Genomic DNA, 21,590 nt, shown 5'->3' with positions numbered 1-21,590 from the left:
GGTGATTTAGTGATTTAGTGAAATGGTGAGTGGGACAGCCGTCATTGCGAGGCGGAGCCGAAGCAATCCTTCCTTGACAGGGTGCCAATCCTTGATAAGCAGAAAGCCCCTGACGTCCGTGCTGGCGTCAGGGGCTTTTGAATAGGCCAGGGTTTGGCGCTGCGAAAAGGAAGGATTGCTTCGGCTCCGCCTCGCAATGACGGTTCTGCCTTTCACCACTTCACAATTTCACCTATTTCCCCGGCTCGGTGATGAAGTTGGGGAGGCCGAGCTTGCTGCGGCGGCCGCCTAGTTTCAGGCCATCGTCCACGTACTTGGCGGCGTCGGAGTTGGGGTTCTGGATGATGCCCAGGAACTGGTTGTCTTCGCGGGCCACGTAGATGTTGCCGTCGGGGGCGCGCTGCAGGGAGCCCACTTTGCGGTTGGCCGATTTGCCGATGACGGTGGCTTTACCGGTTTTCAGATCGAACTGGAATACCTGGGCCTGGCCGCCGCCCTCGCCGTTGCTGGAGCCGTAGAGCTTCGAGCCATCGGGCGAAAACTCCACGCCGTAGGCTTCGGGGTAGGGAGCAAAGGCCTTCACGTTCTTCACCTGGCCGGTCGTGCGGTCAAAATCGAACACCTCGTACTTGTTGGCTTCCCGCCACAGGGCCACGGCCAGCTTGCGGCCATCGGGCGAGAACTTCATGGCCCCGATGGCGTTGCGGCCGGGGCCGGCGTGCATGCTGCCTACGTTGCTCATCACGGGTTTGCTCTCCACGCCGTCGGCGGTGACGAGGTAGCTCACGAAGGCGTTGGAGTTCCAGCGGTGAGCCACCACCCACACGTCGCGGCCGTTCTGGTGGCGCACGGCGGCCAGTTTCTCAGCCACGGGCGTGATGAGCAGGGCATTGGCCCGGGGCACGTCGCCGAGGCCGTTTTCCCGGGTCATGTCCACCACTGAGTAGCGCAGGCCGTTGGAGCCGCCCTGCGCACCCACCGTAAACACGTAGAACACGTTGCCGCTGCCGGGGTCGGGCACGATGAGGGCGCTCTGGGTGCTGGAGTTGGAGCCCATCAGCTTGCGGCCGTTGGGCATTACCTGGTGCTGGCGGTTGAACACAAACTCGCCGTTGGTGTAGAACAGCAGCTGGCCCTGCTGGTTGGTGGCCACGGTCGAGCCCTCGTAGGTGGTCATTTTGCTGGTGAGCAGCGGGGTAGGGGCCCCGCCGCCCGCCGGGAACTGCAGCCCGGCCTGCTGGCCAAACAGCCAGACGGACTGCTCGTGCTGGGCCGACGCCAGGCCCGGCAGCAACAGCGCCAGCACCAAGGGCAGGAGAGAAAATCGTTTCATACGGAGGTTGATCAGAACGGAAAGCAGTACGGCAAACACGTAACGCAAATTCGTGCCAGAAATGACGCGTCGGTGGCTTCCTCGTCAGCTCTTACACGTCGAACTCGCCCGAGAGCAGCCGGGGAATGAGCGGGCGGATGATGTTGTAGCTGGCTCCCCACAGTGGGTGCCCGCCCGCCAGCCGGTAAAACGGTATCCGGCGCGGGCCGGGCCAGCCGGGCAGCTCCCAGGTTTCTTCGGTGTGGTTGGCGGCGTCGGCCAGGTACCGGAGCGGTATTTCCAGCACTTCCTCTACCTCGGCAGTTTGCCACTGCCACGCGGCGGGCCGCCGGATGCGGCCCAGAAACGGGCTGATGCGAAACCCCGTGAGCACTGGTACCGGAGGCAGGGCCGCCAGAATCTGTACATCTGTGGAAGGCAGATGGACCTCTTCAAACGCTTCCCGCAATGCCGTAGCCTGCAAGTTGGCATCCTGGGGCTCGGGTTTGCCACCGGGAAACGCGAGCTGCCCGCCGTGCACACCAAAGGCCGCCCGACGCACCATCACTACGTGCAGCTCATTGGCCGCGTCGCGGAAAACGGGCACCAGCACGGCGGAATCACGCAACTTGGTCGGAATCAGGAAATCGGGAAAGTCAGGCATTATGCAACAGCGCCGCCACGGGCAACTCCGCGGCGGCGCTGGCAAGGTACGGTTTTGTTTGTTTGAGGTTTCGGCCCCAGGGCTAGTACAGGTAGCTCAGGGCTGTCCGGTCGTTGGCGTTGAAAGGGCGGCTCTGGCCCGCGCCGATGCAGGCCAGCATCCAGGAGTTGGGGTCGGGGCCGGCGGGCGTGCCCGGAATCAGGATGGCGCCCACCGTGCTGGCGCCCTCGTTGCTGGTGGCCCCCCCGCAGCTGTAGCTCCGGTCCATGTAGTCGGTGTGGCGGAAGCCGATGCAGTGGCCGATTTCGTGGGCCAGAATGGTAGCCAGGTAGCCGGTTGCGGGGGTGGTGCCGATGGCCCGGGAGTTCACCTTCACCTGGTTGTAGGGGGCGCCGCCCGAGGGAAAGCCCGCCGAGGCCAGGTAGCTGCCATTGGCCCTGACGATGCTGATGGTGGCTCCCGAGGAAACCCGCTGAAACGTGAGCTGCAGGTTCTGGGCATTGTAGCGGGCCAGGGCCTCATCCAGTCCGGCCACGTAGGAGCTCGGCAGCTGGCCGGAAATACTCACGGTAATCACGCGGGGCAGGCCGGTAACCAGGTTGGTAGTGCGGTACTGCTCATCCTGGCCCACGCGCAGCAGCTGCACGGCAGCCGGCTTGCTTAAGTCAGCCGGCGACAACAATATGTCGCCCTCCACCACGTAATTGCCCGCCTCATCGCGCGTTACGTTGGCCGCGCTGAAACCCAGCTGCCGGATTTGCGTCAGGGTTTCCGCGCTAACGTCGGTATCCCTGTTCACAACGGTTTCCTTCTCGGAGCAGCCGCTTAACACAGACAGGGCCGTAACGCCGGCCAGCAGAAGGTAAGAGGTCAGTTTCATACGCGTGTGTGGTTGTGGTGAATGAATTGTCTAATGTACTAAATAAAGTATTTATATAATTATATAACTAGGTTTTTATCATGCCAGTTGGTGGTTGCCCTATGGCGCGGCTCATAAGGGCTGGTACTGGAAAGCTGGTTTTCCTCCTTTGCGAGGAGGGAAACCAGCGCTAGCTCCTGTTCTTCGCCGCGTGGGTTAGTTAACTTCTCATCAGCGCACGGAGTAGCCGTCGGGTGTGCCGGCCATAACCACCGGCACTTCGTGCGTGGCCTCAAAAGCCTCGTAGCCGGGGGCCAGCTGCCGCCAGAACTGCAGATGGGGGCTGGTCGGGCGTCGGACCAAGTTGTTGGCCGTCAGCGCAAACGGGAAAATGTGCACCGGAATGCTGGTCTGGCCAGCCGTGCGGGCCTCTACCGCCAGCAGGTACAGCTCCTGAATACCGGCATCGGTGATGGGCAGGCAACCGATGGTTTCGTCGGAGCCGTGGATGAAGATGTCGTTGCCAGGGTCGAGCAGGCCGGCCCGCTGCTGGTCGGCCGCATTAGGGTAGTCGAGACCCAGGGAGAGGTGGTACTTGCTGTCGGGGTTGAAGCGGTTGATGGTATAAAAGCCCTCGGGAATCTGCCTGTCGCCGGCCTGCCGCTTGGGTCCCAGGGTGCCCGAAGTGCCCGCCAGCCGGAACGTACGCAGCAGTACAAACTGCCCTTGGCCCAGGTTGCGCCCCCAGGCCTCTACGCGCCGCTCTGCCTTGAAGGCCCGGATAAACAGCTCCAGCCGCTCGGGGGCCACGCCGTGGCGGCGCAGCAGCGTATGCACGGCTGGGGCGTGCAGGGCATAAGCATTGCGCACCCGTGGAAACCGTTGTTGGGTGGTCCGGAACGCCGGGTTGGGCTCGGGCGGCCGGGTGGTAGCGCGGGCCGCCACCAGCAGGGCTCCGGTCAGAAGCAGAAATAAGCGCATAGCAGCTAGCAAAAAAGCAATCAGCGGCCAGCTAACGGCGGCAGAAGCAGGCTTCGTATAGTGTTGGGTAGATATTTCAAAAGGGCAGTTATCATTCCGGGGTTGTTTTGCGTACCCGACCTATGCCTCCTGCTCCCGCTTCCGCCGCTGCCTACCACTCCGACCCGCTGGGCCCTGATTTCGAGCAACTCCGCCTGCCTCAGCCCCCCGATTACGAAGGCCCCGTGCAGGCCGTGCTGGTGCGCGGCCGCCGTGGTCAGGCCGCCTCGGAAACGGGCCGGGCCGTGCTGTACGTGCACGGCTTCAACGACTACTTTTTTCAGCAGGAGTTGGCGCTGGAATACGCCGCCCGTGGCTACCGGTTCTACGCCCTTGATTTGCGCAAGTATGGCCGGGCCCTGTTGCCCCAGCAGCACCCCAACAACGTGCGCCACCTGACCGAGTATTTCGCCGACCTGGATGCGGCCCTGGTGCAGATGCAGGCCGAAAGCTGCGAGGAAATTGTGCTCAGTGGCCACTCAACCGGCGGGCTGATTACGGCCGTGTACCTGGGGCAGCGTCAGCCCCCGGCCGTGCGGGCGTTGGTGCTGAACAGCCCGTTTCTGGAGTTGCACCAGTCGTGGCTGCGGCGGCACGTGGCAGTGCCGGTGGCCGTGGCCCTGGGCGCGCGCTGGCCCAACCTGCCCCTGCCCGCCGGCCTGCCCGATACCTACGGCCAGAGCCTGCACCGGGCCTATCGGGGCCAGTGGGAGTACAACTTAGCCTGGAAGCCCAACCACGTATTTGCGGTGAATGCCGGCTGGCTGCGGGCCATCCGGCAGGGGCAGAAACAGGTGCGCCGGGGGCTGCGGCTGCCCCTGCCGGTGCTGGTGCTGCACTCCGACCACACTGCCACCGGCCGCCGCTGGCAAGAGAACTTCCGGCGGGCCGATATTGTGCTGGATGTAGCCCATATCCGGCAGCTGGCCCCGCGCCTCGGCCCACGGGTAACCGTGCAGGCCGTGCCCGGGGCCGTGCACGACGTCTTTCTCTCAGCCCCCGAAGTGCGGGCCACGGCGTATCAGCAGCTGTTTGAGTGGCTGCACACAGTAATGGAGTAAGTTGGAGGATGAAACAGCTATTGGTAAGTAAGGCGAAGCCGCTGAGCAGCTACCGTTGGCTCTGGCTGATGCTGGTAGTGGCCGCATCCGGCCCGGGCGCGGCCCAGCAGCCAGCATCAGCTCTGGAAACGACCATCCGCGCCAGTAAATGGCAAAAGCGCCTGCTGCTGCTTTGCGCCCCCGGCCCCGAGGATGCCCGCCTGACCCGGCAACGGCAGCTGCTGACACCCGTTCAGCCAGGGTTGGCCGCGCGGGATATGCTGGTGCGGGAGGTTATCTTCAGTCAGCTGGCCGCCCCTGACCAGCGGTATCTGCGGGAACGGCTGGGCGTGAAAACTACCGACTTTGTACTGCTGCTGATTGGGAAGGATGGGGGCGTCAAGCGGCGGGAAACGGCCCCCGTGCCCGCGGCTCAACTGTTCTCAACCGTTGATGCCATGCCTATGCGCCAACGGGAAATGCGCGGGCCCCGGTAAGCCGGCCCGCACTTAAACGCGGCCGGCTGCGTACTTTCGGCCCGTGGCTGCACCTGCGGAGTTCGACGTGTTAATTATCGGGGCGGGGCCGGCCGGTACGGGCTGCGCCCTGGCCCTGGCCGGCAGCGGCCTGCGGGTGGGGCTGCTGGATAAAGCCACCTTCCCCCGCGACAAAGTGTGCGGCGACGCCATTCCGGGACCTGCACTACAGGCGCTGGCTCGCCTAAATCCGCTATATGCCGAGCAGCTGCGCGCGCTTACCCGTTCCCACCGCACCGATGTGAGTACCAGCCGGCTGGTGTCGCCGCGGGGGCAGGTGCTGAGCGTGCAGTGGCAGGCCCCGGCCTTCAACAGTGCCCGGCTGCACTTCGATGATGCCCTGCTCACGCTGGTGCGCCGCCATACCGCCACCGAAATCCGGGAAAACAGCCCGGTAAAAACGGTAGCGGCCACTGCGGCCGGCGTAGCCGTAACCCTGCGCAGCGGACACACTCTGACGGCCCGGCTGGTGATTGGCTGCGACGGGGCCAACTCCGTGGTGGGCCGCTGCCTGGTGCCGCACCCGCTCAACCGCAAGCGGCACTGCGCGGCGGTGCGGGCGTACTACCAGGGGGTGGCCGCTGCCCCCCAAACCACCAGCGACTTTCTATTTCTGCGCCGCTACCGGGCGGGCTACTGCTGGGTGTTTCCGGTGGGTAACGGGCTCTACAATGTTGGGTTTGGGATGTTGTCGGAAGATATTGCCCGCGAGAAAGTGGATCTGAAACAGGTCCTGCAGGAGTTGCTGACTACTCATCCCGCACTGGCTTCGCGTTTTCGGCCGGCCCGGCAACTGGGTCCGGTGCAGGGCTTCGGGCTGCCCCTGGGCGGCTCCCGGCGGCCGCTTACCGGCCCGCGGGCCCTGCTCTGCGGGGATGCCGCCGCCCTCATCGACCCCCTGCAGGGCCACGGCATCGATAAGGCGGTGATCAGCGGCATCCTGGCGGCCGAGCATGCCCGGCGGTGCTGCCAGACGCAGGATTTCAGCCCGGCTTCAGTAGCGCAGTACGCCGCGGCCGTGCACCAGCGCTTCGGGGCTGAGCTACGGTTTCGCTACGGACTGATGCGGTGGCTGGCCCGGTTTCCGGGAGTGGTGGAGGCGGCTTTCCGGCTGAGCCGGTGGCCCTGGCTGCAGCGGCGACTGGTGCGGGCGGTAGGGTAGGGGCCGCGCAGCAGCCGGTGGGAAGATTGCCGCAGCTTAGCCGGTTTTTCCGCTGGTTGGCGGCTTTCCGGTTTGGGTGGAAGAGGAGGTACCGCACTTTTGAGGCAGAGCCATACTTCAACCCCCAACGCCATGAAAAAACGCCTGCTGCTCGCCATTCTCACCCTGGCCACCTTTCTGCTGGCCTGCTTCGGGCCTCGCTACGTAGATCCTCTGCTGGGCTGGCACCCCCGGCACTTCTCTGATTGGGCCTTCTCCCTGCACCGGGCCGCGTGGTGGCTGGGCCTGCCCATGCTGATGCTGGCGGGCTGGTACGGCTGGCGGCGGGTGCTGCCGGAGCTGGGCTGGCGCGCCTCACTCCTCACGGGCCTGCTTATGGGGCTGGGCTGCACGCTGCCCATGCTGCTGGGCTACGCCCTGCTGTTCCCGATGGCCGCAGTGGCTCCGGCCGTGCTGGCCTCGCACCTGCTGCGGGGAGCCGTGTGGGCGGGGTTGAGCGAGGAAACGCTGTTCCGGGGCTTTCTGTTCGGGCAGTTTTACCGCCGGGTGCGGCTACCCTGGCTGCTGACGGTGGTGGTTGAGTCGGGGATTTTCGCCACGGGCCACCTTTACCAGAGCCACAACCTGGCCTCCGCGCTGGGGGTGCTGGCCATTACCTTCGGCGGCGGCGTGTGGTTTGGGTGGCTGTACAAGAGCTGGCAAAATCTGTGGGTGCCCGCCTGCATGCACATTTTTATGAATGGCTGGTGGATGCTGTTTGACGTTGCCGATACGGTAGTGGGCAGCGTGGGGGCCAACGTGTGCCGGGCACTTACCGTGTTGCTGTCCGTAGTAGCCACCCGCTGGTACCTGCGCCGCCAAGCAGCCCGGCCCGCCGCGGAGCCGGTGCTGCGCATGGCACCATCAGTTGCCTGAACCGCCGCCGCGCCGCAGGAGCCCAAACGAGAGGTTCTGCCGCACTGCCCCTGCGGCGCGGCGGTTCAACTGGCAATACTTACCCAATGCTGCGAATAACGCCCCCATCTACCCGCACCGAGGCCCCGTTGGTAGCCACGGCCAGCGGACTGGCCAGGTAGGCCACCATGTTGGCAATTTCCTCGGGGGTGATGAAGCGTTTGAGCAGGGACGAGGGCCGGGCGTCGCGGAAGAACTCGTGCTCGGCTTCCTCCCGGGTTTTCCCGTCGCCGGCTAGCTTCTGCAGAAATTCCTCCACGCCTTCGGAGGCCGTGGGGCCGGGCAGCACCGAGTTAACGGTTACCTCCGTGCCGGCCGTGAGTTCGGCCAGGCCCCGGGCCACGGCCAGCTGGGCCGTTTTGGTGGTGCCGTAATGAATCATTTCCTGCGGAATCTGCAGGCCCGATTCGCTGGAGATGAACAGGATGCGGCCCCACTTCTTTGCCAGCATCGGCGGGAAGTACTGGCGCGCGAGGCGCACTCCGCTCAGCACGTTCACCTCGAAGAAATGCAGCCAGTCTGCATCGGTAATATCGGCGAAAGGCTTGGGCTCGAAGATGCCCACGTTGTTCACCAGAATATCCACCGACGGGACTTCACTGAGTAGGTGCTGTACCTGCTCAGCCCGGCTAAAATCGACGGCAACGCCGCGCAGTTTGGCAGTGGGAGTTTCCTGCCGAATGGCGGCGCGGGCTTCGTTGATGCGGGTTTCGGTGCGGCCGGTGAGGATAACCTCGGCTCCTTCGGCGGCCAGGCGGCGGGCAATGGCCAGCCCGATGCCGGCCGTGGAGCCCGTAACGAGGGCCGTTTTATGGGTGAGCTGTAAGTCCATGGGAAATAACCTGAATGGAAAGAATGAAGTTGTATAACCCCAAGGCCGCTATTTTGTCTGCCGGGCTATCCATTTCGGACCGCCTGCGTACTGTCCAGGCCAGCCAGCCGTTGGGCCGGCTCCGTTTCTGCCAACCTTTTCTACTCATGGATTCCACCGCTTCCCGTCCCGAAGACCAGTTGTTCAACGCGGCCCGCCAAGGCGACACAGCCACGCTGCGCCAGCTGCTGCAAGCCGGCCTGAACGTCAATGCCCAGGATGCCCGCGGCTTCACGCCGTTGGTGCTGGCCGCCTACGAAAACCACCTCGACGCTGCCCGCCTGCTGCTGGAGGCCGGCGCCAACCCCAACCTGCGCGACGCCGCCGGCAACACGGCCCTGATGGGCGTGGCCTTCAAAGGCTACCCCGAAATTGCCCAGCTGCTCATCGATAAGGGAGCCGACCTGAACGCCCAGAACGGCACCGGCGGCACGGCCCTCATGTTTGCCACCATGTTCAGCCGCTACCACCTCATCACGCTATTCCTGAACGCCGGGGCCAACGCCGCCCTGCGCGACGCCGATGGCCGCTCCGCCCGCGACGTGGCCGCGCAGCAAAACAACGAAACCGCCCTGAATCTGCTCCCGCAGGCCTAGCCGGCCGCCCACCACATCAGCAACTTCCGGCTCCGGCCCAACGGGCGCAGCCCGTCGGGCCGGTTGTCGTTAGCGGCCTTCTGAGCGAGAATACCGCAACGGTAGCCCAGTTATCCACTAAACCGCTTGCAGCTCACCCAGCATCAGCGTTTCGCCGGGCTGCAGCGGGTGTACTGCCACGGCCGCCTCGGGGCCCAAGTGCTGGCGCAGCTGCCCGGGCGTACCCACCAACGACGGGAACGTGCCGTAGTGAAACGGCACCACGTGGCGCACGTCCAGCAGTCGGGCGGCGTGGGCGGCTTCCAGCGGGCCCATCGTGTACCGGTCGCCAATGGGCAGCAGGGCTACGGTGGGCTGGTAGAGTTCCGCCAGCAGGCGCATATCCCCGAACAAGGCGGTGTCGCCGGCGGCGTAGAGCACGGTGCCATCGGAGAAGCGCAAAATGAAGCCCACCCCCTCGTGCTGGTGGCTGGTGGTACCATCGGGGCGGTCCACGTGGGCGGCGTGGTGGGCTACGGTCATGGTCAGGCGCAGGTCCGGCAGGTCAATGCTGCCGCCCACGTTCATGGCCTCGCACTGGGCGGCGGGTACGCCCTGCTCCTGCAGATAAAACCGCACGGGCGCGGGGGCCGCTACTTTGGCTCCGGTGCGGGCCAGCAGGGCGGGGAGTTCGGCATCCATGTGGTCATCGTGGCCGTGGGTGAGCAGGATGAGGTCGGCGCGCTCGGGCTGGCGCAGCGCTGCCGGTACGTAGGGGTTGTTGCTGAGCCAGGGGTCCAGCAGAATAATGCGGCCTTCGGGCGTAGTGATGCGGAAGCTGGCGTGGCCGAGCAGCTGGAGCTGCGTGGAGGCAGGTGTCATAAGCGGATAAAACGGGGGGAAAGAGGTAGAAGCGGCAAAGTAACGCCGCAGGCCGGATTAGCGGCCGGGGGCGTGGGCGAAGAAATGCGGCGGTTGGTCGGTTTTTCTGCGGGCTTGCTGGATTCCGGCTCCGCGCGGGCGGTCTGCGGCACTGGGTTTGAATGAAGGCCGACCAGAACGCACGGTTCTGAAACCCATTTTCCTTCGACTTTCACCTTTAGTTCAAGCACCCATGAAAAAGCAATTGTTGAGCCTCGCCCTGCTTCTCGGTCTGATTGCCTCCGCTGCCGAAGCCTCCTTTGCCGCCCCCGCCGTGTTCGGGCAGGAGCAGCGCCAGGATGACCGCCGTGACAAAGATGGCCGCCAGGGCCGCAAGGGCCCGCGCCAGGACGGCCAGCGCCGCCAGCAGCGCCTGGATGCCATGGCCCAGGAACTGGACCTGAGCAGCAAGCAGAAATCCAAAGTGGAGAAAATCTTCCGGGAGCAGCAGCAGCAGATGCAGGCCCTGCGCGGCCAGTCGGGCCAGGACCGCAGCCAGCAGCGCGACGAGTTCAAGCGCATCCACGAAGGCACCGATAAAAAACTGAAAGACGTGCTGTCCAAAAAGCAGTACGCCCAGCTGGAAGCCAAGCGCCAGGAGCGGATGCGCCAGCTGCAAAGCCGCCGGGGCGACCAGCGGCGCGGCGGTTCCGAGCAGCGCCGCGACTTCAACGGCCGGGGCTAGGCACGCTTACCAGGCCTCAGCGTTACAGACGTTGTCATCCTGAGCACAGCGAAGGACCTTATTGCGTTGGAACGAGTGTCGTTGCGGCGTGATAGGGTCCTTCGCTGTGCTCAGGATGACAGATAGAGATGAAATGCAGCATCGGGCAGTTTTTGAGTAGCGTCGGGCGAATATTTCCCGTATCAATCCGACTACCTGAATACCCGCCCCTCAGGCGGGTACTTATAGCTCGAATTGATGCGCAGATTTCTGAAAGTAACCGGCCGCCTGGCCCTGGTGCTGCTGGCCGTACTGGTAGTGGCGGGCGTGGCCTTTGCCAACTTCAGCCCCGAGCTGGGCGGCAAGCCCACCAAGGCCCAGAAGGCTGCCTACGCCTGCACCGGCCGTTACGTCGATGGCGAATTCCGCAACCTGGAGCCCACCGAGGTAATGACGGGCGGCAGCACGTTTTCGGTGCTGTGGCGTTTCCTGTTCACCAAAGTACCCAACGCGGCCCCGGCGGCTCCGCTGCCCACCCAGCCGCTCGATTCCAGCAGCATCACCCGCAAAACGCCGGAGTTGGTGCGCGTCACCTGGTTCGGGCACTCGGCCAGTCTGGTGGAAATCGGGGGCAAAAATGTCCTGCTCGACCCCATGTTGAGCGTGAAGATGGGCCCGCTGCCCCTCGTAACGCCCCGGCGCTACAACCCCAGCTTGGCCATTACCGCCGAGCAGCTCCCGGCCATCGACGCCGTGCTCATCTCCCACGACCACTACGACCACCTCGACTACCAGACTATCCGGAAGCTCAAGGACAAAACGGCCCGCTTCCTGGTGCCGCTGGGCGTGGGGGCGCACCTGCTGGCCTGGGGCGTAGCACCCGAAAAAATACAGGAGCTGGACTGGCAGGATTCGGTGCAGCTGCCGGGCCTGACCATCGTCAGTACGCCGGCCCGGCACTTCTCGGGCCGGGGCCTCACCAACCGCAACTCCACTTCCTGGAGTTCCTGGGTGCTGAAAACGCCCATCCACCGCGTGTTCTACAGCGGCGACGGAGGCTACGGCCAACACTTCCGCGCCATCGGCCAGCAGCACGGCCCCTTTAATCTGGCCCTGCTGGAATGCGGGCAGTACGACGCCAACTGGGCCCAGATTCACATGCTGCCCGAGCAAAGCGTGCAGGCCGCCCTGGATGTACGGGCCCGCACCATGCTGCCGGTACACTGGGGTGCTTTCACCGAAGCCCACCACGCCTGGAATGAGCCCGTGCGCCGCGCCACCGCCGCCGCCGCCCTGCACCAGCTGCCCATCACCACCCCCGAGCTGGGCCAGCCCATTACGTTGGGCCAGCCCCTGCCGCAGCGGCGGTGGTGGGAGTGAGGCGATGCTAGAGCTAAAGCTAGAAGCTAGTTCCCCTCCTTGGAAAGGAGGGGCTAGGGGTGGTTGACAATCGTTGAACATCATCTAGCTCTAGTTCTAGAATCGTTCTGACGTTCATCAACCATCCCTAGCCCCTCCTTTCCAAGGAGGGGAACTAGCTTTAGCTCTAACCAAACCCGGCCCGCTGCAGCAGCGGGCCGGGTTTGAGTTCAGGCAATGCCGCCTATGTCCAGCATTTCCAGCTCGGCGGCGGAGCCGGGTAGTTGGGTGCGGCGCAGTAGCTCCGCCAGCGGCGGCGGCAGCTCGGTGAGGGTGAGGGGCTGCAGGGGGCGGGCCACCGCGTAGTAGCGGGTATCGGCGCGCTCGTGCAGGCGGGTTTTGGCGAAGGAGAACAGCCCGCGCCGGGCGTAGCGGGCGGCGCCCGGGTAGGCCCCGTCCTGGGCCAAAGCCGGCGCGGCCGCCACCGCCGAATCGGTTTCCGGCCGCGTCAGGAAATACTGGTGCAGCTCCAGCAGCGCCGCCTCATCCGCCGCCACCGATTCCGGCAGCACCCCGCCCCCGGACGCAACGTGCACAATGTGTCCGGCCGCATCGGTGGCGAAGTAGTCAATATCGGCGTCTTCCTGGTCGATTTCGTGAATGCGCATTATATTGATGAACCCATTATTTGTTTGATGCTTGATTCAATTAAGCTGCCTTTATTATAGTCTGGAAATAATTTTTGCGTGTCACTATCTTTAGATGCAGGTAATATTTGCGTTCCTTTTTCTATTAAATCTGCTATAGTATTAATGGATAGTTTCAATCTTTCAATATTTTCGGGTTCGTTTCTGTTGTAGTGTTTATTAGAAATTGCTTCAGCTTCGTTTGTTAAAATATTGCTAAGTTGAGATTTTTGCGCCATTACAAAATCTTCAATAGCTGAATTTTTCAATTCTAATGTTTTTAAATGTTGTTCAAATATTTTTGCTTCTAAATGCTTTTTCCTAAGAACCATTGCTGCCCAGCATAAAGAGCCTACTAAATTTATGGCAGCTATCGATCCAACTGAAACAATTAACCATATTGATCCGCTTTCAGCTGACACAATTTCAACATCACCTCCTATATTGTCTAATTGAACAGGTATCTCAATAGATTTTTTTAGATCGTTAGCTGTTCTAGCAAGCTCTTCAAACGAATGTAATTCAGGAAGTCTGATATATATAACGTCTTCAGAATTAGCGTAACTTGATGAATTGTAAACCCTTAAAAGATACTCAAGACCAGTTTGTATTTTTTTAATATATGGCTCTACTTCGCTATTTTTACTATAATCAACACGTGTTTCATCGGCATCACTTTTAAACAGCCAGCTTGATTCAATTTTATCTAATTCATCTTGTATATAAGGTATATTTTTTATATTTCTTAATCCTAATTTTAATTTTCCCAGACCTTGAAGATAATAAGGGTTTTGTTCACCACTTAAATATTTATATTCATATTTTATATTTTGTATATTATTTCGAATGAGATTAGCTATTTCTATTAGGTTCATGTGAAATATGATTAAGAATTTGAAAAATTAAAATCTACTCCCCCAGCTTCCCCAAAATCTCCTGAGCGGCTACGGCAATAACCGTCCCGGGGCCGTACACGCCGGCCACGCCGGCATCGTAGAGGAACTGGTAGTCCTGGGCGGGGATGACGCCGCCGGCAATGACGAGGATATCCTCGCGGCCGAGCTGCTGCAGCTCCTGGAGTAGCTGCGGAATTAGGGTTTTGTGGCCGGCGGCCAGGCTGCTCACGCCCACTACGTGCACGTCGTTTTCGGCGGCTTGGCGGGCTACCTCGGCGGGCGTCTGGAACAGGGGCGCAATGTCCACGTCGAAGCCCACGTCGGCGAAGCTGGTGGCAATTACTTTGGAGCCCCGGTCGTGGCCGTCCTGGCCCATTTTGGCTACCATCATGCGGGGGCGGCGGCCTTCGCGCTGGGCAAACTCATCGGCCAGCTGGCGGGCCTTGGCAAACTCCTCGTCGTAGTTCATTTCCTGGGAGTACACGCCCGAAATAGCCCGAATAGTGGCCTGGTGGCGGCCGTACACTTTCTCCAGCGCATCCGAAATTTCGCCCAGCGTAGCGCGCAGGCGGGCGGCGTTTACGGCCAGGGCCAATAAATTATGAGAGTTGAATGATGAGTTATGAGTTGGGTTTTCCGCAGTGGTGTCTGAGCTGGTTGACTCATCACTCATCATTCCTAATTCATCATTCCCTCGCGCAGCGGCCGTGAGGGCCTCCAGGGCCTGCTGCACGGCGGCCGTGTCGCGGGAGGCTTTAATAGTGTTCAGGCGGGTGATTTGCGACTCGCGCACGGCGGCGTTGTCGATGTCGAGCACCTCAATGTCGGTGGCCTCGTTTACGCGGTACTTGTTCACGCCCACCACCGTTTCCTTGCCCGAGTCGATGCGGGCCTGTTTGCGGGCGGCGGCTTCCTCGATGCGCATTTTGGGCAGGCCGGTTTCAATGGCCTTGGCCATGCCGCCCAGCTCCTCCACTTCCTGAATCAGGGCCCATGCTTTGTCGGCCAGCTCGTGGGTGAGGGTTTCCACGTAGTAGGAGCCGCCCCAGGGGTCCACCACGCGGGTAATGTCCGTCTCGTGCTGGATGTAGAGCTGGGTGTTGCGGGCAATGCGGGCCGAGAAGTCGGTTGGCAGGGCAATGGCCTCGTCGAGGGCGTTGGTGTGCAGGCTCTGGGTGCCGCCCAGGGCCGCGGCCATGGCCTCAATGGCCGTACGGGCCACGTTGTTGAAGGGGTCCTGCTCGGTGAGTGAGTAGCCCGAGGTCTGGCAGTGCGTGCGCAACGCCAGGCTTTTGGGGTTCTGAGGTTCGAACTGCTGGATGAGCTTGGCCCATAGCAAACGCCCGGCGCGCAGCTTGGCAATTTCCATGAAGTGGTTCATGCCAATGGCCCAGAAAAACGACAGTCGGGGCGCAAAATCGTCAATCTTCATGCCCGCTGCCAGGCCCGCCCGCACGTACTCCAGTCCATCGGCCAGGGTGTAGGCCAGCTCCAAATCGGCAGTAGCCCCGGCCTCCTGCATGTGGTAGCCCGAGATGCTGATGCTGTTGAATTTGGGCATCTTCTGGGCCGTGAAGCTGAAGATATCCGCAATAATGCGCATACTCGGCTGGGGCGGGTAGATGTAGGTGTTGCGCACCATAAACTCCTTCAGAATGTCGTTCTGAATGGTACCCGCCAGCTTATCCGGCGTTACGCCCTGCTCCTCGGCCGCCACAATATAAAACGCCAGAATGGGCAGCACCGCCCCGTTCATGGTCATGCTCACCGACATCTGGTCCAGCGGAATCTGGTCAAACAGCACCTTCATGTCCTCCACCGAGTCGATGGCCACGCCGGCCTTGCCCACGTCGCCCACCACGCGGGGGTGGTCGGAGTCGTAGCCCCGGTGCGTCGCCAGGTCAAAGGCCACTGAGAGGCCCTTCTGCCCGCCGGCCAGGTTGCGGCGGTAAAAGGCGTTGCTTTCCTCAGCCGTAGAAAAGCCCGCGTACTGCCGGATGGTCCAGGGATTCTGCACGTACATGGTGCTGTAGGGCCCCCGCAAATATGGCGCCTGCCCCGCCCCGAAGCCGAGGTGGTCGAGGTGCTGCACGTCCTGCGCTGTATAGAATGATTTCAGTGCAATACCCTCCGGCGTGGTGGTTTCGGTAGGCTCAACAGTTGGGGTGGGAAGCTGTGCTGCGTCGTAAGCTATGGTAGAGAAGTCGGGCTTCATGGCAATGGTGAAATTGTGAGTTTGTGAAATTGTGAATTGAAGGGAATAGTGAAATGGATTGTAGACCAGAAAAGCACAGATAGCGCCGCCGGAACGTCAAATCACCATTTCACCACTTCACAATTTCACTTCTTCCCCTGCAGGCGGGCCAGCACGTCCTCAGTAGAATAGCCCTGCACACTGAATTCCTGCAGGCCGAAGATGTGGGTGGCTTCCTGCATCGTGGCTAGGTCGGCGGTGAGCAGGGCGGGCGGGATAAAGTTGGGCTCGTCGATGGGAATGTGGCTGATGGCCCGGGCCAGGCGGCCGAACTGCTCGGGTGTGGCGTACATCAGCGTAGCCTCCTCGGGTGAGGAAAACAGTACCGACAATGTGCCTTCGGGGTGGGCCTTGCGGAGTTCCGGCCGCTCCTGCTCCGGCAGGGTACGCAGGAAGGATTCCAGAATAATCTGGTTGGTGTGGGCCCCTAGTAGCACCAGCGCCGCCCGCTTCTTCTTCTTCTCCCGACGCTCAAAGTGCAGGGCCGTAGCCAGGCGTAGCACCTCAGCCGGGTACGTAGCGCGGGTGCTATCAAAGTCCCGGCTGCGCAGCAGGCGCTTGGGGTTGTAGTCGAAGGTTTCCTGGGGGTTCTGAAATTTGTTGGTGCCCACCACCACCTGCTCGCCGGTGGCAATGCGCCGGAACTGCGCCTGGGCCGACGTGTGCATCTCCTGCAGCACAAACCCCGTGGCGGCGGGCAGCCCGCCCTGAGCCTGAATTTTTTGGAACAGCGCCCAGGCCTCCCGGGCCAGTTGGTCGGTGAGGGTTTCCACGTAGTAGGAGCCGGCGGCGGGGTCCTGCACCCGGTCGAGGTAGGCTTCTTCGCGCAGCAGCACTGGTAGGTTGCGGGCCAGGCGCTCGGCAAACTCGTTAGGGGCGTGAAACAGGCTGTCGAAAGTGCCCACGCTCACGGCATCGGCCCCGCCCATTACGGCACTCATGGCCTCGGTGGTGGTGCGCAGCAGGTTGGTGTGCGGGTCGAGGGTGGTTTGGCTCCAGGTAGCCGTACTGGCGAAAATGGTGAGCTGCCGGGCGGCCTCCGCGGGCAGCCCATAAGCGTGCAGCAGCGTAGCCCACAGCCGGCGCAGGGCCCGGAGCTTGGCAATTTCGAAGAAGTAGTTCGGCCCCACGGCTACGTGCAGGTGCAACGCCGCCGCTACATCGGCTACCGGTAGCTCCTCAGTGGGCAGCTCGCTCAGGTAGTACGCGGCCGTGCTCAGGGCGAAGGCAATCTGCTGGGTGGCGGTGGCGCCGCGGTTGCCGTAATAGGCCGCATCCAGGCCCAGGGCCTTAAACTCGGGGCAGGTGCGGGCCAGCTGAATAGCCGCCCGCAGATCGGCCAGCTGCGTGGCCATATCGGGTGCGTGGCGGGTAACGGGGTCGGAAGTCAGAAAGCCCCGGGGGGCCGTGGGCAAGGCGGCCAGCCGCTGCATGAAACCGGCCGCTCCGCCCCGCACGGTGTAGCCGATGTACGCGCTTTCCGTCGGCAGGGCCTGCTGCAGCAATTCCAGATCAAAGCCCTCGGCCAGGCCCAGCACAAAATGCGCGCCGCTGGCTCCCCGGTGCAGGGCTTCGGTGGCGCGCTGGATGGCCGCGTGGCCCCGCTCCAGCGCGGGCACCGTGTAGGTGGGCACGTTGCGCCACGCCGCGGCGCGTACCTGCGGGGCGGGCAGGCTGCCCAGGGCCTGCAACGCCTCCTGGTGGTAAAAGGGCTGCACCGTAAACCCGTCGGGCGTGGTCCAGGTGAGGGCGGCGGGGTCTTTGCCCTTCAGGTCGCGGGCAATGCGCTCCTGCCACTGGGCGGTGGATACGGGAGCAAACTCGGAAAAGGAAACGGGCGTCGGGCGCGGCGAATCGGCCATAAGGCGGCGGGTGGAGTGGGTGGAACGGGCGCTGCTGGCAGCGGGCTAAAGATACCGGTTCAGGGAGAGAATCCGGACAGCAGCAGTTAATTGAGGCGGGATTCAGGTTAGCAGGCCTAGCAAACTGCCAGAAGGTGGTTTGCAGGAGGAGAGGGAACTGCTTTGATATTGGACGTGAAGGATGTCAACAGGCCGCCAATGCTGCTTTCAGACGGCGAAGAGGCCCTATTTGCCACTCACCCAAATTCCACCTGCCGCACTGTATCTTTGTGGTTTGCTGTCCTTCTTTTCCTGAATACATGCAGTTTTTCCGTTCCCGCATAGCCGCGTTGGGCCTGCTGACTACGGTGGTCCTGGCTCCCGCCTGTCAGCGCGGAGCCTACGTGGCCAAGCCCCAGCTGGCTCCCGTAACGGCCCAGCCCGTGGGCAAAGCCCTGCCCGATAATGCCCAGGCCGCCGCTACCATTGCGCCCTACCGCCAGCGCGTGACCGAGCAGATGACGGCCGTCATCGGGCAGGCCCCGGTGGCCCTCACTAAAAATGGTGGCGAGTCGCCGCTATCCAACTTCGTGGCTGATATTCAGCGGGTGCGGGCTAGCCGGGAGCTGGGCCAGCCGGTTGATCTGGGCGTGATGTCGAATGGGGGGCTGCGGGCTCCCATTCCGGCCGGGGCCGTTACCATGGGCTCGGTGTTCGAGCTGATGCCCTTCGAGAACGAGCTGGTGGTGCTGGATGCTCCCGGAGCCGTGGTGCAGCAGCTGTTCACCTACGCGGCCCGCATCAAAATGGCCATTTCGGGCGCTACTTACGTGGTTTCGGCCGATGGCAAGCCCCAGAATATCCTCATCAATGGCCAGCCGTTTGATGCCGGCCGCACCTACACTATTGCCATTTCCGACTACCTGGCCGGGGGCGGCGACAACATGGTGTTCTTTAAGGCCCTCAAGCCCCGGGGTACGGGCATACTACTGCGCTCCGCCATTGCCGAGTACATTCAGGAGCAAACCAAGCAGGGTAAACCCATCGAAGCCAAAGTTGAAGGCCGGGTGAAGTTTTAATGTGGGAAAAGTGGAAAACGGGAAATGTGCAAAAGCAAAACGGCACTAACCTACTTCTATCCACGCTTTGTCATTCCGCACATTTAATGCATTCAACCCACATTTTCCACATTTTTATCAACGCATTCCAACCGTGGACCGTCGCGAATTTCTGAAGTACTCTGGCCTCGGGGCCGCGTCGCTGGGCCTGCTGGGCGCGGCTGCCGTGCCCGCCGCCGCGGCCGATAAAAAAGGTGTGCGCCTGACCATTCTGCACACCAACGACATGCACTCCCGCATCGAGCCCTTCCCCGATAACGCGGCCCAGTGGGCCGGCATGGGTGGTATGGCCCGGCGCGCTACGCTCATCGAGCAGATCCGCAAGCAGGAACCCAACGTACTGCTGCTGGATTCCGGCGACATCTGGCAGGGTACGCCCTATTTCAACTTCTTCCAGGGCGAGCTGGAGTACAAGCTCATGAGCCAGATGGCCTACGACGCCAGCACCCTGGGCAACCACGATTTCGACAACGGGCTGGAAGGGTTGCAGAAGCAGCTGCCCAACGCCACGTTTCCCTTCCTGATTGCCAATTACGATTTTACGGGCACCATTCTGGCCGGCAAGTTTCAGCCCTACAAAGTGTTCGAAAAGCAGGGCATCCGCATCGGGGTGTTTGGGCTGGGCATTGAAATGGCCGGGCTGGTAGCCGATAAAAACTTCGGGGCCACCAAGTACCTCGACCCCGTAGCCGTGGCGAAGGACATGGTAACCAAGCTGCGCGGCACCGAGAAGTGCGACCTGGTGATTTGCCTCTCGCACCTGGGCTACAAGTACGAGTCGGCCAAAATCGACGACCGGAAGCTGGCCGCCCAGGTCAGCGGCATCGACCTGATCCTGGGCGGGCACACGCACACGTTTCTGGAGCAGCCCGAGCCCATTGCCAGCCCCAACGGCCAGCAGACGCTCATCAACCAGGTGGGCTGGTCGGGCATCAACCTGGGCCGTCTCGATTACGCGTTTGAGCACGGCACCCGCCGGCCCACGGTGGCTGCCGCGGCCGTAGTGCCCATCCGGGAGGCATAGGCCGAAGTTACAAGCATGCGCAGCAGGCTCCGGCCGGGCGGCTTCGGCTGCCGGGCCGGAGCCTGCGGCTTTGCAGGCAGCGGAGTATTTACGCGAAAGTATACCCGCATCCCTAAAAAAACCGTTGGAGAAACCCTAGCCCGATTTGCGGTGGCGAGTGGTAAAAGCGTGAAAAATGCAAGGCCCGGAAGTTTTTTTTGTCTCAGGAGTTTTCCACATTTTTGTCTCCCCCTTCCAAAAACGCGCCCTCCCAGGTTCGTTGCCGGCCTGTTATTCCCTCACCTGCGCACCCGTTGCTTTTGCCCTATCTGATTGATGCACAAGGATTGTCGAACCGTATGGGCCAACTGTCTTCGTGTCATTAAGGCAACGATTGGTGAGCAGAGCTTCCGCACTTGGTTCCAGCCCATCGTGCCGGTGCAGCTGCACAATAACATTTTATTGATTCAGGTGCCCAGTACTTACTTCTACGAGTTCCTGGAGGAGCATTACGTGGAAGAGCTCAAGCGCGCCATTCATCAGGAGTTGGGTCCTGAAGGCCGGCTGGAATACAGCATTGTGGTGGACCAGGGCAACGCCCAGCAAAAGCCGCGTACCCTGAATCTGCCTACGGCCCGCAAAGTAGCCGGCCCGGCTGCCTCTGCTACACCCGCCGCGACGGCCATGGCCGCCAGCGCCCTCACCGCTTCGGCCCGCAACGTGGCTGCCGCCGCCGTATCGCCGGCTCCGGCTCCGCCCACCCTGCGCAACCCCTTCGAGGCCAGCAAAACCATTGAGCGCGACTACCTGAAGTCGCAGCTGAATACCACGTACACCTTCGAGAACTACATCGAGGGCGACTGTAACCGCCTGGCTCGCTCGGCCGGCCTCGCCGTGGCCAACAAGCCCGGTACTACCAGCTTCAACCCGCTGATGATTTACGGGGGTGTGGGGCTGGGTAAAACCCACCTGGTGCAGGCCATCGGCAACCATATCAAGGCCACCAACACCGACAAGTTCGTGCTGTACGTGTCGGCCGAGAAGTTCACGAATCAGTTTATCGAAAGCCTGCGCTCCAACCAGGTGCAGGACTTCGCCAACTTCTACCTGCTGGTGGACATTCTGATTCTGGACGACGTGCAGTTCCTGTCCGGCAAGGACAAGACGCAGGAAATGTTCTTCCACATCTTCAACCACCTGCACCAGGCCGGCAAGCAGATTGTGATGACCTCCGACCGCCCCCCGCGCGACCTGGTGGGGCTGGAAGACCGTTTGTTGTCGCGCTTTAAATGGGGCCTGACGGCTGACCTGCAGAGTCCCGACTTCGAGACGCGCATGGCCATCATTCAGAACAAGATGCAGCAGGATGGCATTGACATTCCGCCGCAGGTGGTAGAGTACCTGGCGCACTCAGTGAATACCAACGTGCGGGAGCTGGAAGGCGTGCTGATTTCCTTGGTGGCCCAATCCAGCCTCAACCGTCGGGAAATTGACCTGGAAATGGCCAAGCAGGCGTTGCGCCACATCATTGAGGAAGTGGAGGCCGAAGTGAACCTAGACTTCATCCAGAAAACCTGCGCCGAATATTTCGGGGTATCGTTAGAGCTGCTGAAGGCCAAAACCCGCAAAAAAGAAGTGGTAACGGCCCGGCAGGTGGCCATGTACTTTGCCAAGGAGCACACCACGCACTCGCTGAAAAGCATCGGCCACCACTTTGGCGGGCGCGACCATAGTACCGTAATTCACTCGGTGCAAACCGTATCGGACCTGATTGATTCCGACAAGTCGTTCCGGAGCACGATTGTAGAGCTTCGTAAAAAGTTCGCAGGCAAGTAAAACTCCGTCTGCATGCAAC

At 61.9% G+C, this 21,590-nt stretch carries 20 protein-coding genes; 10 read left to right on the top strand and 10 right to left on the bottom strand.

Annotation, left to right across the window (positions count from 1 at the left end; all coding sequences use genetic code 11):
- Positions 1-232: 232 nt before the first annotated feature.
- From ACN19L_RS07680 to ACN19L_RS07665, 4 genes are all read right to left on the bottom strand, one after another.
- Complete coding sequence (locus ACN19L_RS07680) at positions 233-1,333, bottom strand: TolB family protein (protein ID WP_426492932.1); 1,101 nt, start codon at positions 1,331-1,333, stop codon at positions 233-235.
- A 91-nt stretch (positions 1,334-1,424) separates the two neighbouring features.
- Entirely contained in the window at positions 1,425-1,976 is a 552-nt protein-coding gene (locus tag ACN19L_RS07675) for an NUDIX hydrolase (RefSeq protein ID WP_426492931.1), read from the bottom strand.
- 82 nt (positions 1,977-2,058) lie between these two features.
- Positions 2,059-2,856, bottom strand: coding sequence for a M57 family metalloprotease (locus ACN19L_RS07670; protein ID WP_426492930.1), 798 nt, complete (start codon positions 2,854-2,856; stop codon positions 2,059-2,061).
- A gap of 210 nt (positions 2,857-3,066) precedes the next feature.
- Positions 3,067-3,816, bottom strand: coding sequence for a L,D-transpeptidase family protein (locus ACN19L_RS07665; protein WP_426492929.1), 750 nt, complete (start codon positions 3,814-3,816; stop codon positions 3,067-3,069).
- 122 nt (positions 3,817-3,938) lie between these two features.
- Between ACN19L_RS07665 and ACN19L_RS07660 the strand changes: the two genes are divergently transcribed.
- From ACN19L_RS07660 to ACN19L_RS07645, 4 genes are all read left to right on the top strand, one after another.
- The gene (locus tag ACN19L_RS07660) at positions 3,939-4,916 is read left to right on the top strand and encodes an alpha/beta hydrolase (RefSeq protein WP_426492928.1); all 978 of its coding nucleotides are present in this window, start codon (positions 3,939-3,941) and stop codon (positions 4,914-4,916) included.
- A gap of 8 nt (positions 4,917-4,924) precedes the next feature.
- Positions 4,925-5,392, top strand: coding sequence for a DUF4174 domain-containing protein (locus ACN19L_RS07655; protein ID WP_426492927.1), 468 nt, complete (start codon positions 4,925-4,927; stop codon positions 5,390-5,392).
- Positions 5,393-5,435: 43 nt separating this feature from the next.
- The gene (locus ACN19L_RS07650) at positions 5,436-6,593 is read left to right on the top strand and encodes a geranylgeranyl reductase family protein (RefSeq protein WP_426492926.1); all 1,158 of its coding nucleotides are present in this window, start codon (positions 5,436-5,438) and stop codon (positions 6,591-6,593) included.
- Positions 6,594-6,725: 132 nt separating this feature from the next.
- Entirely contained in the window at positions 6,726-7,508 is a 783-nt protein-coding gene (locus tag ACN19L_RS07645; RefSeq protein ID WP_426492925.1) for a CPBP family intramembrane glutamic endopeptidase, read from the top strand.
- Positions 7,509-7,587: 79 nt separating this feature from the next.
- Here ACN19L_RS07645 and ACN19L_RS07640 read toward each other — a convergent pair whose 3' ends face one another.
- Positions 7,588-8,379, bottom strand: coding sequence for an SDR family NAD(P)-dependent oxidoreductase (locus ACN19L_RS07640; RefSeq protein WP_426492924.1), 792 nt, complete (start codon positions 8,377-8,379; stop codon positions 7,588-7,590).
- A gap of 146 nt (positions 8,380-8,525) precedes the next feature.
- On the opposite strand from ACN19L_RS07640, the gene ACN19L_RS07635 reads away from it, so the two are divergent.
- Positions 8,526-9,014 (top strand): ankyrin repeat domain-containing protein, encoded by a 489-nt coding sequence (locus ACN19L_RS07635; RefSeq protein WP_426492923.1) that lies wholly within the window; start codon positions 8,526-8,528, stop codon positions 9,012-9,014.
- Positions 9,015-9,131: 117 nt separating this feature from the next.
- Here the strand turns inward: ACN19L_RS07635 and ACN19L_RS07630 are convergent, their stop codons facing one another.
- Positions 9,132-9,875 (bottom strand): metal-dependent hydrolase, encoded by a 744-nt coding sequence (locus ACN19L_RS07630; RefSeq protein WP_426492922.1) that lies wholly within the window; start codon positions 9,873-9,875, stop codon positions 9,132-9,134.
- Between the two features lie 232 nt (positions 9,876-10,107).
- Here ACN19L_RS07630 and ACN19L_RS07625 point away from each other — a divergent pair, with 232 nt between their 5' ends.
- Positions 10,108-10,599 carry a hypothetical protein gene (locus ACN19L_RS07625; protein WP_426492921.1) on the top strand — a complete coding sequence of 164 codons (492 nt, stop codon included), beginning with the start codon at positions 10,108-10,110 and terminating at the stop codon, positions 10,597-10,599.
- A gap of 237 nt (positions 10,600-10,836) precedes the next feature.
- Positions 10,837-11,958 carry an MBL fold metallo-hydrolase gene (locus ACN19L_RS07620; RefSeq protein ID WP_426492920.1) on the top strand — a complete coding sequence of 374 codons (1,122 nt, stop codon included), beginning with the start codon at positions 10,837-10,839 and terminating at the stop codon, positions 11,956-11,958.
- Between the two features lie 209 nt (positions 11,959-12,167).
- Here the strand turns inward: ACN19L_RS07620 and ACN19L_RS07615 are convergent, their stop codons facing one another.
- From ACN19L_RS07615 to ACN19L_RS07600, 4 genes are all read right to left on the bottom strand, one after another.
- Entirely contained in the window at positions 12,168-12,605 is a 438-nt protein-coding gene (locus ACN19L_RS07615; protein WP_426492919.1) for a hypothetical protein, read from the bottom strand.
- Positions 12,605-13,498, bottom strand: a complete 894-nt coding sequence (locus ACN19L_RS07610; RefSeq protein ID WP_426492918.1) for a hypothetical protein — start codon at positions 13,496-13,498, stop codon at positions 12,605-12,607. Before ACN19L_RS07610 ends, ACN19L_RS07615 begins: the two co-directional genes overlap by 1 nt.
- Before the next feature lie 34 nt (positions 13,499-13,532).
- Positions 13,533-15,734, bottom strand: coding sequence for a methylmalonyl-CoA mutase (gene scpA, locus ACN19L_RS07605; RefSeq protein WP_426492917.1), 2,202 nt, complete (start codon positions 15,732-15,734; stop codon positions 13,533-13,535).
- A 125-nt stretch (positions 15,735-15,859) separates the two neighbouring features.
- The gene (locus ACN19L_RS07600) at positions 15,860-17,635 is read right to left on the bottom strand and encodes a methylmalonyl-CoA mutase family protein (protein WP_426492916.1); all 1,776 of its coding nucleotides are present in this window, start codon (positions 17,633-17,635) and stop codon (positions 15,860-15,862) included.
- 299 nt (positions 17,636-17,934) lie between these two features.
- Between ACN19L_RS07600 and ACN19L_RS07595 the strand changes: the two genes are divergently transcribed.
- From ACN19L_RS07595 to dnaA, 3 genes are all read left to right on the top strand, one after another.
- Positions 17,935-18,693, top strand: a complete 759-nt coding sequence (locus tag ACN19L_RS07595; RefSeq protein ID WP_426492915.1) for a 5'-nucleotidase C-terminal domain-containing protein — start codon at positions 17,935-17,937, stop codon at positions 18,691-18,693.
- Between the two features lie 133 nt (positions 18,694-18,826).
- Positions 18,827-19,756 carry a bifunctional metallophosphatase/5'-nucleotidase gene (locus ACN19L_RS07590; RefSeq protein ID WP_426492914.1) on the top strand — a complete coding sequence of 310 codons (930 nt, stop codon included), beginning with the start codon at positions 18,827-18,829 and terminating at the stop codon, positions 19,754-19,756.
- Positions 19,757-20,071: 315 nt separating this feature from the next.
- Complete coding sequence (gene dnaA / locus ACN19L_RS07585; RefSeq protein ID WP_426492913.1) at positions 20,072-21,571, top strand: chromosomal replication initiator protein DnaA; 1,500 nt, start codon at positions 20,072-20,074, stop codon at positions 21,569-21,571.
- The last annotated feature ends 19 nt before the right edge of the window (positions 21,572-21,590 follow it).

The sequence above is a fragment of the Hymenobacter sp. 102 genome, assembly GCF_049949205.1.
Taxonomy (GTDB): Bacteria; Bacteroidota; Bacteroidia; order Cytophagales; family Hymenobacteraceae; genus Hymenobacter.
Note: the sequence above shows the minus strand (reverse complement) of the source record. Positions and strands in the feature narration are given on the sequence as shown.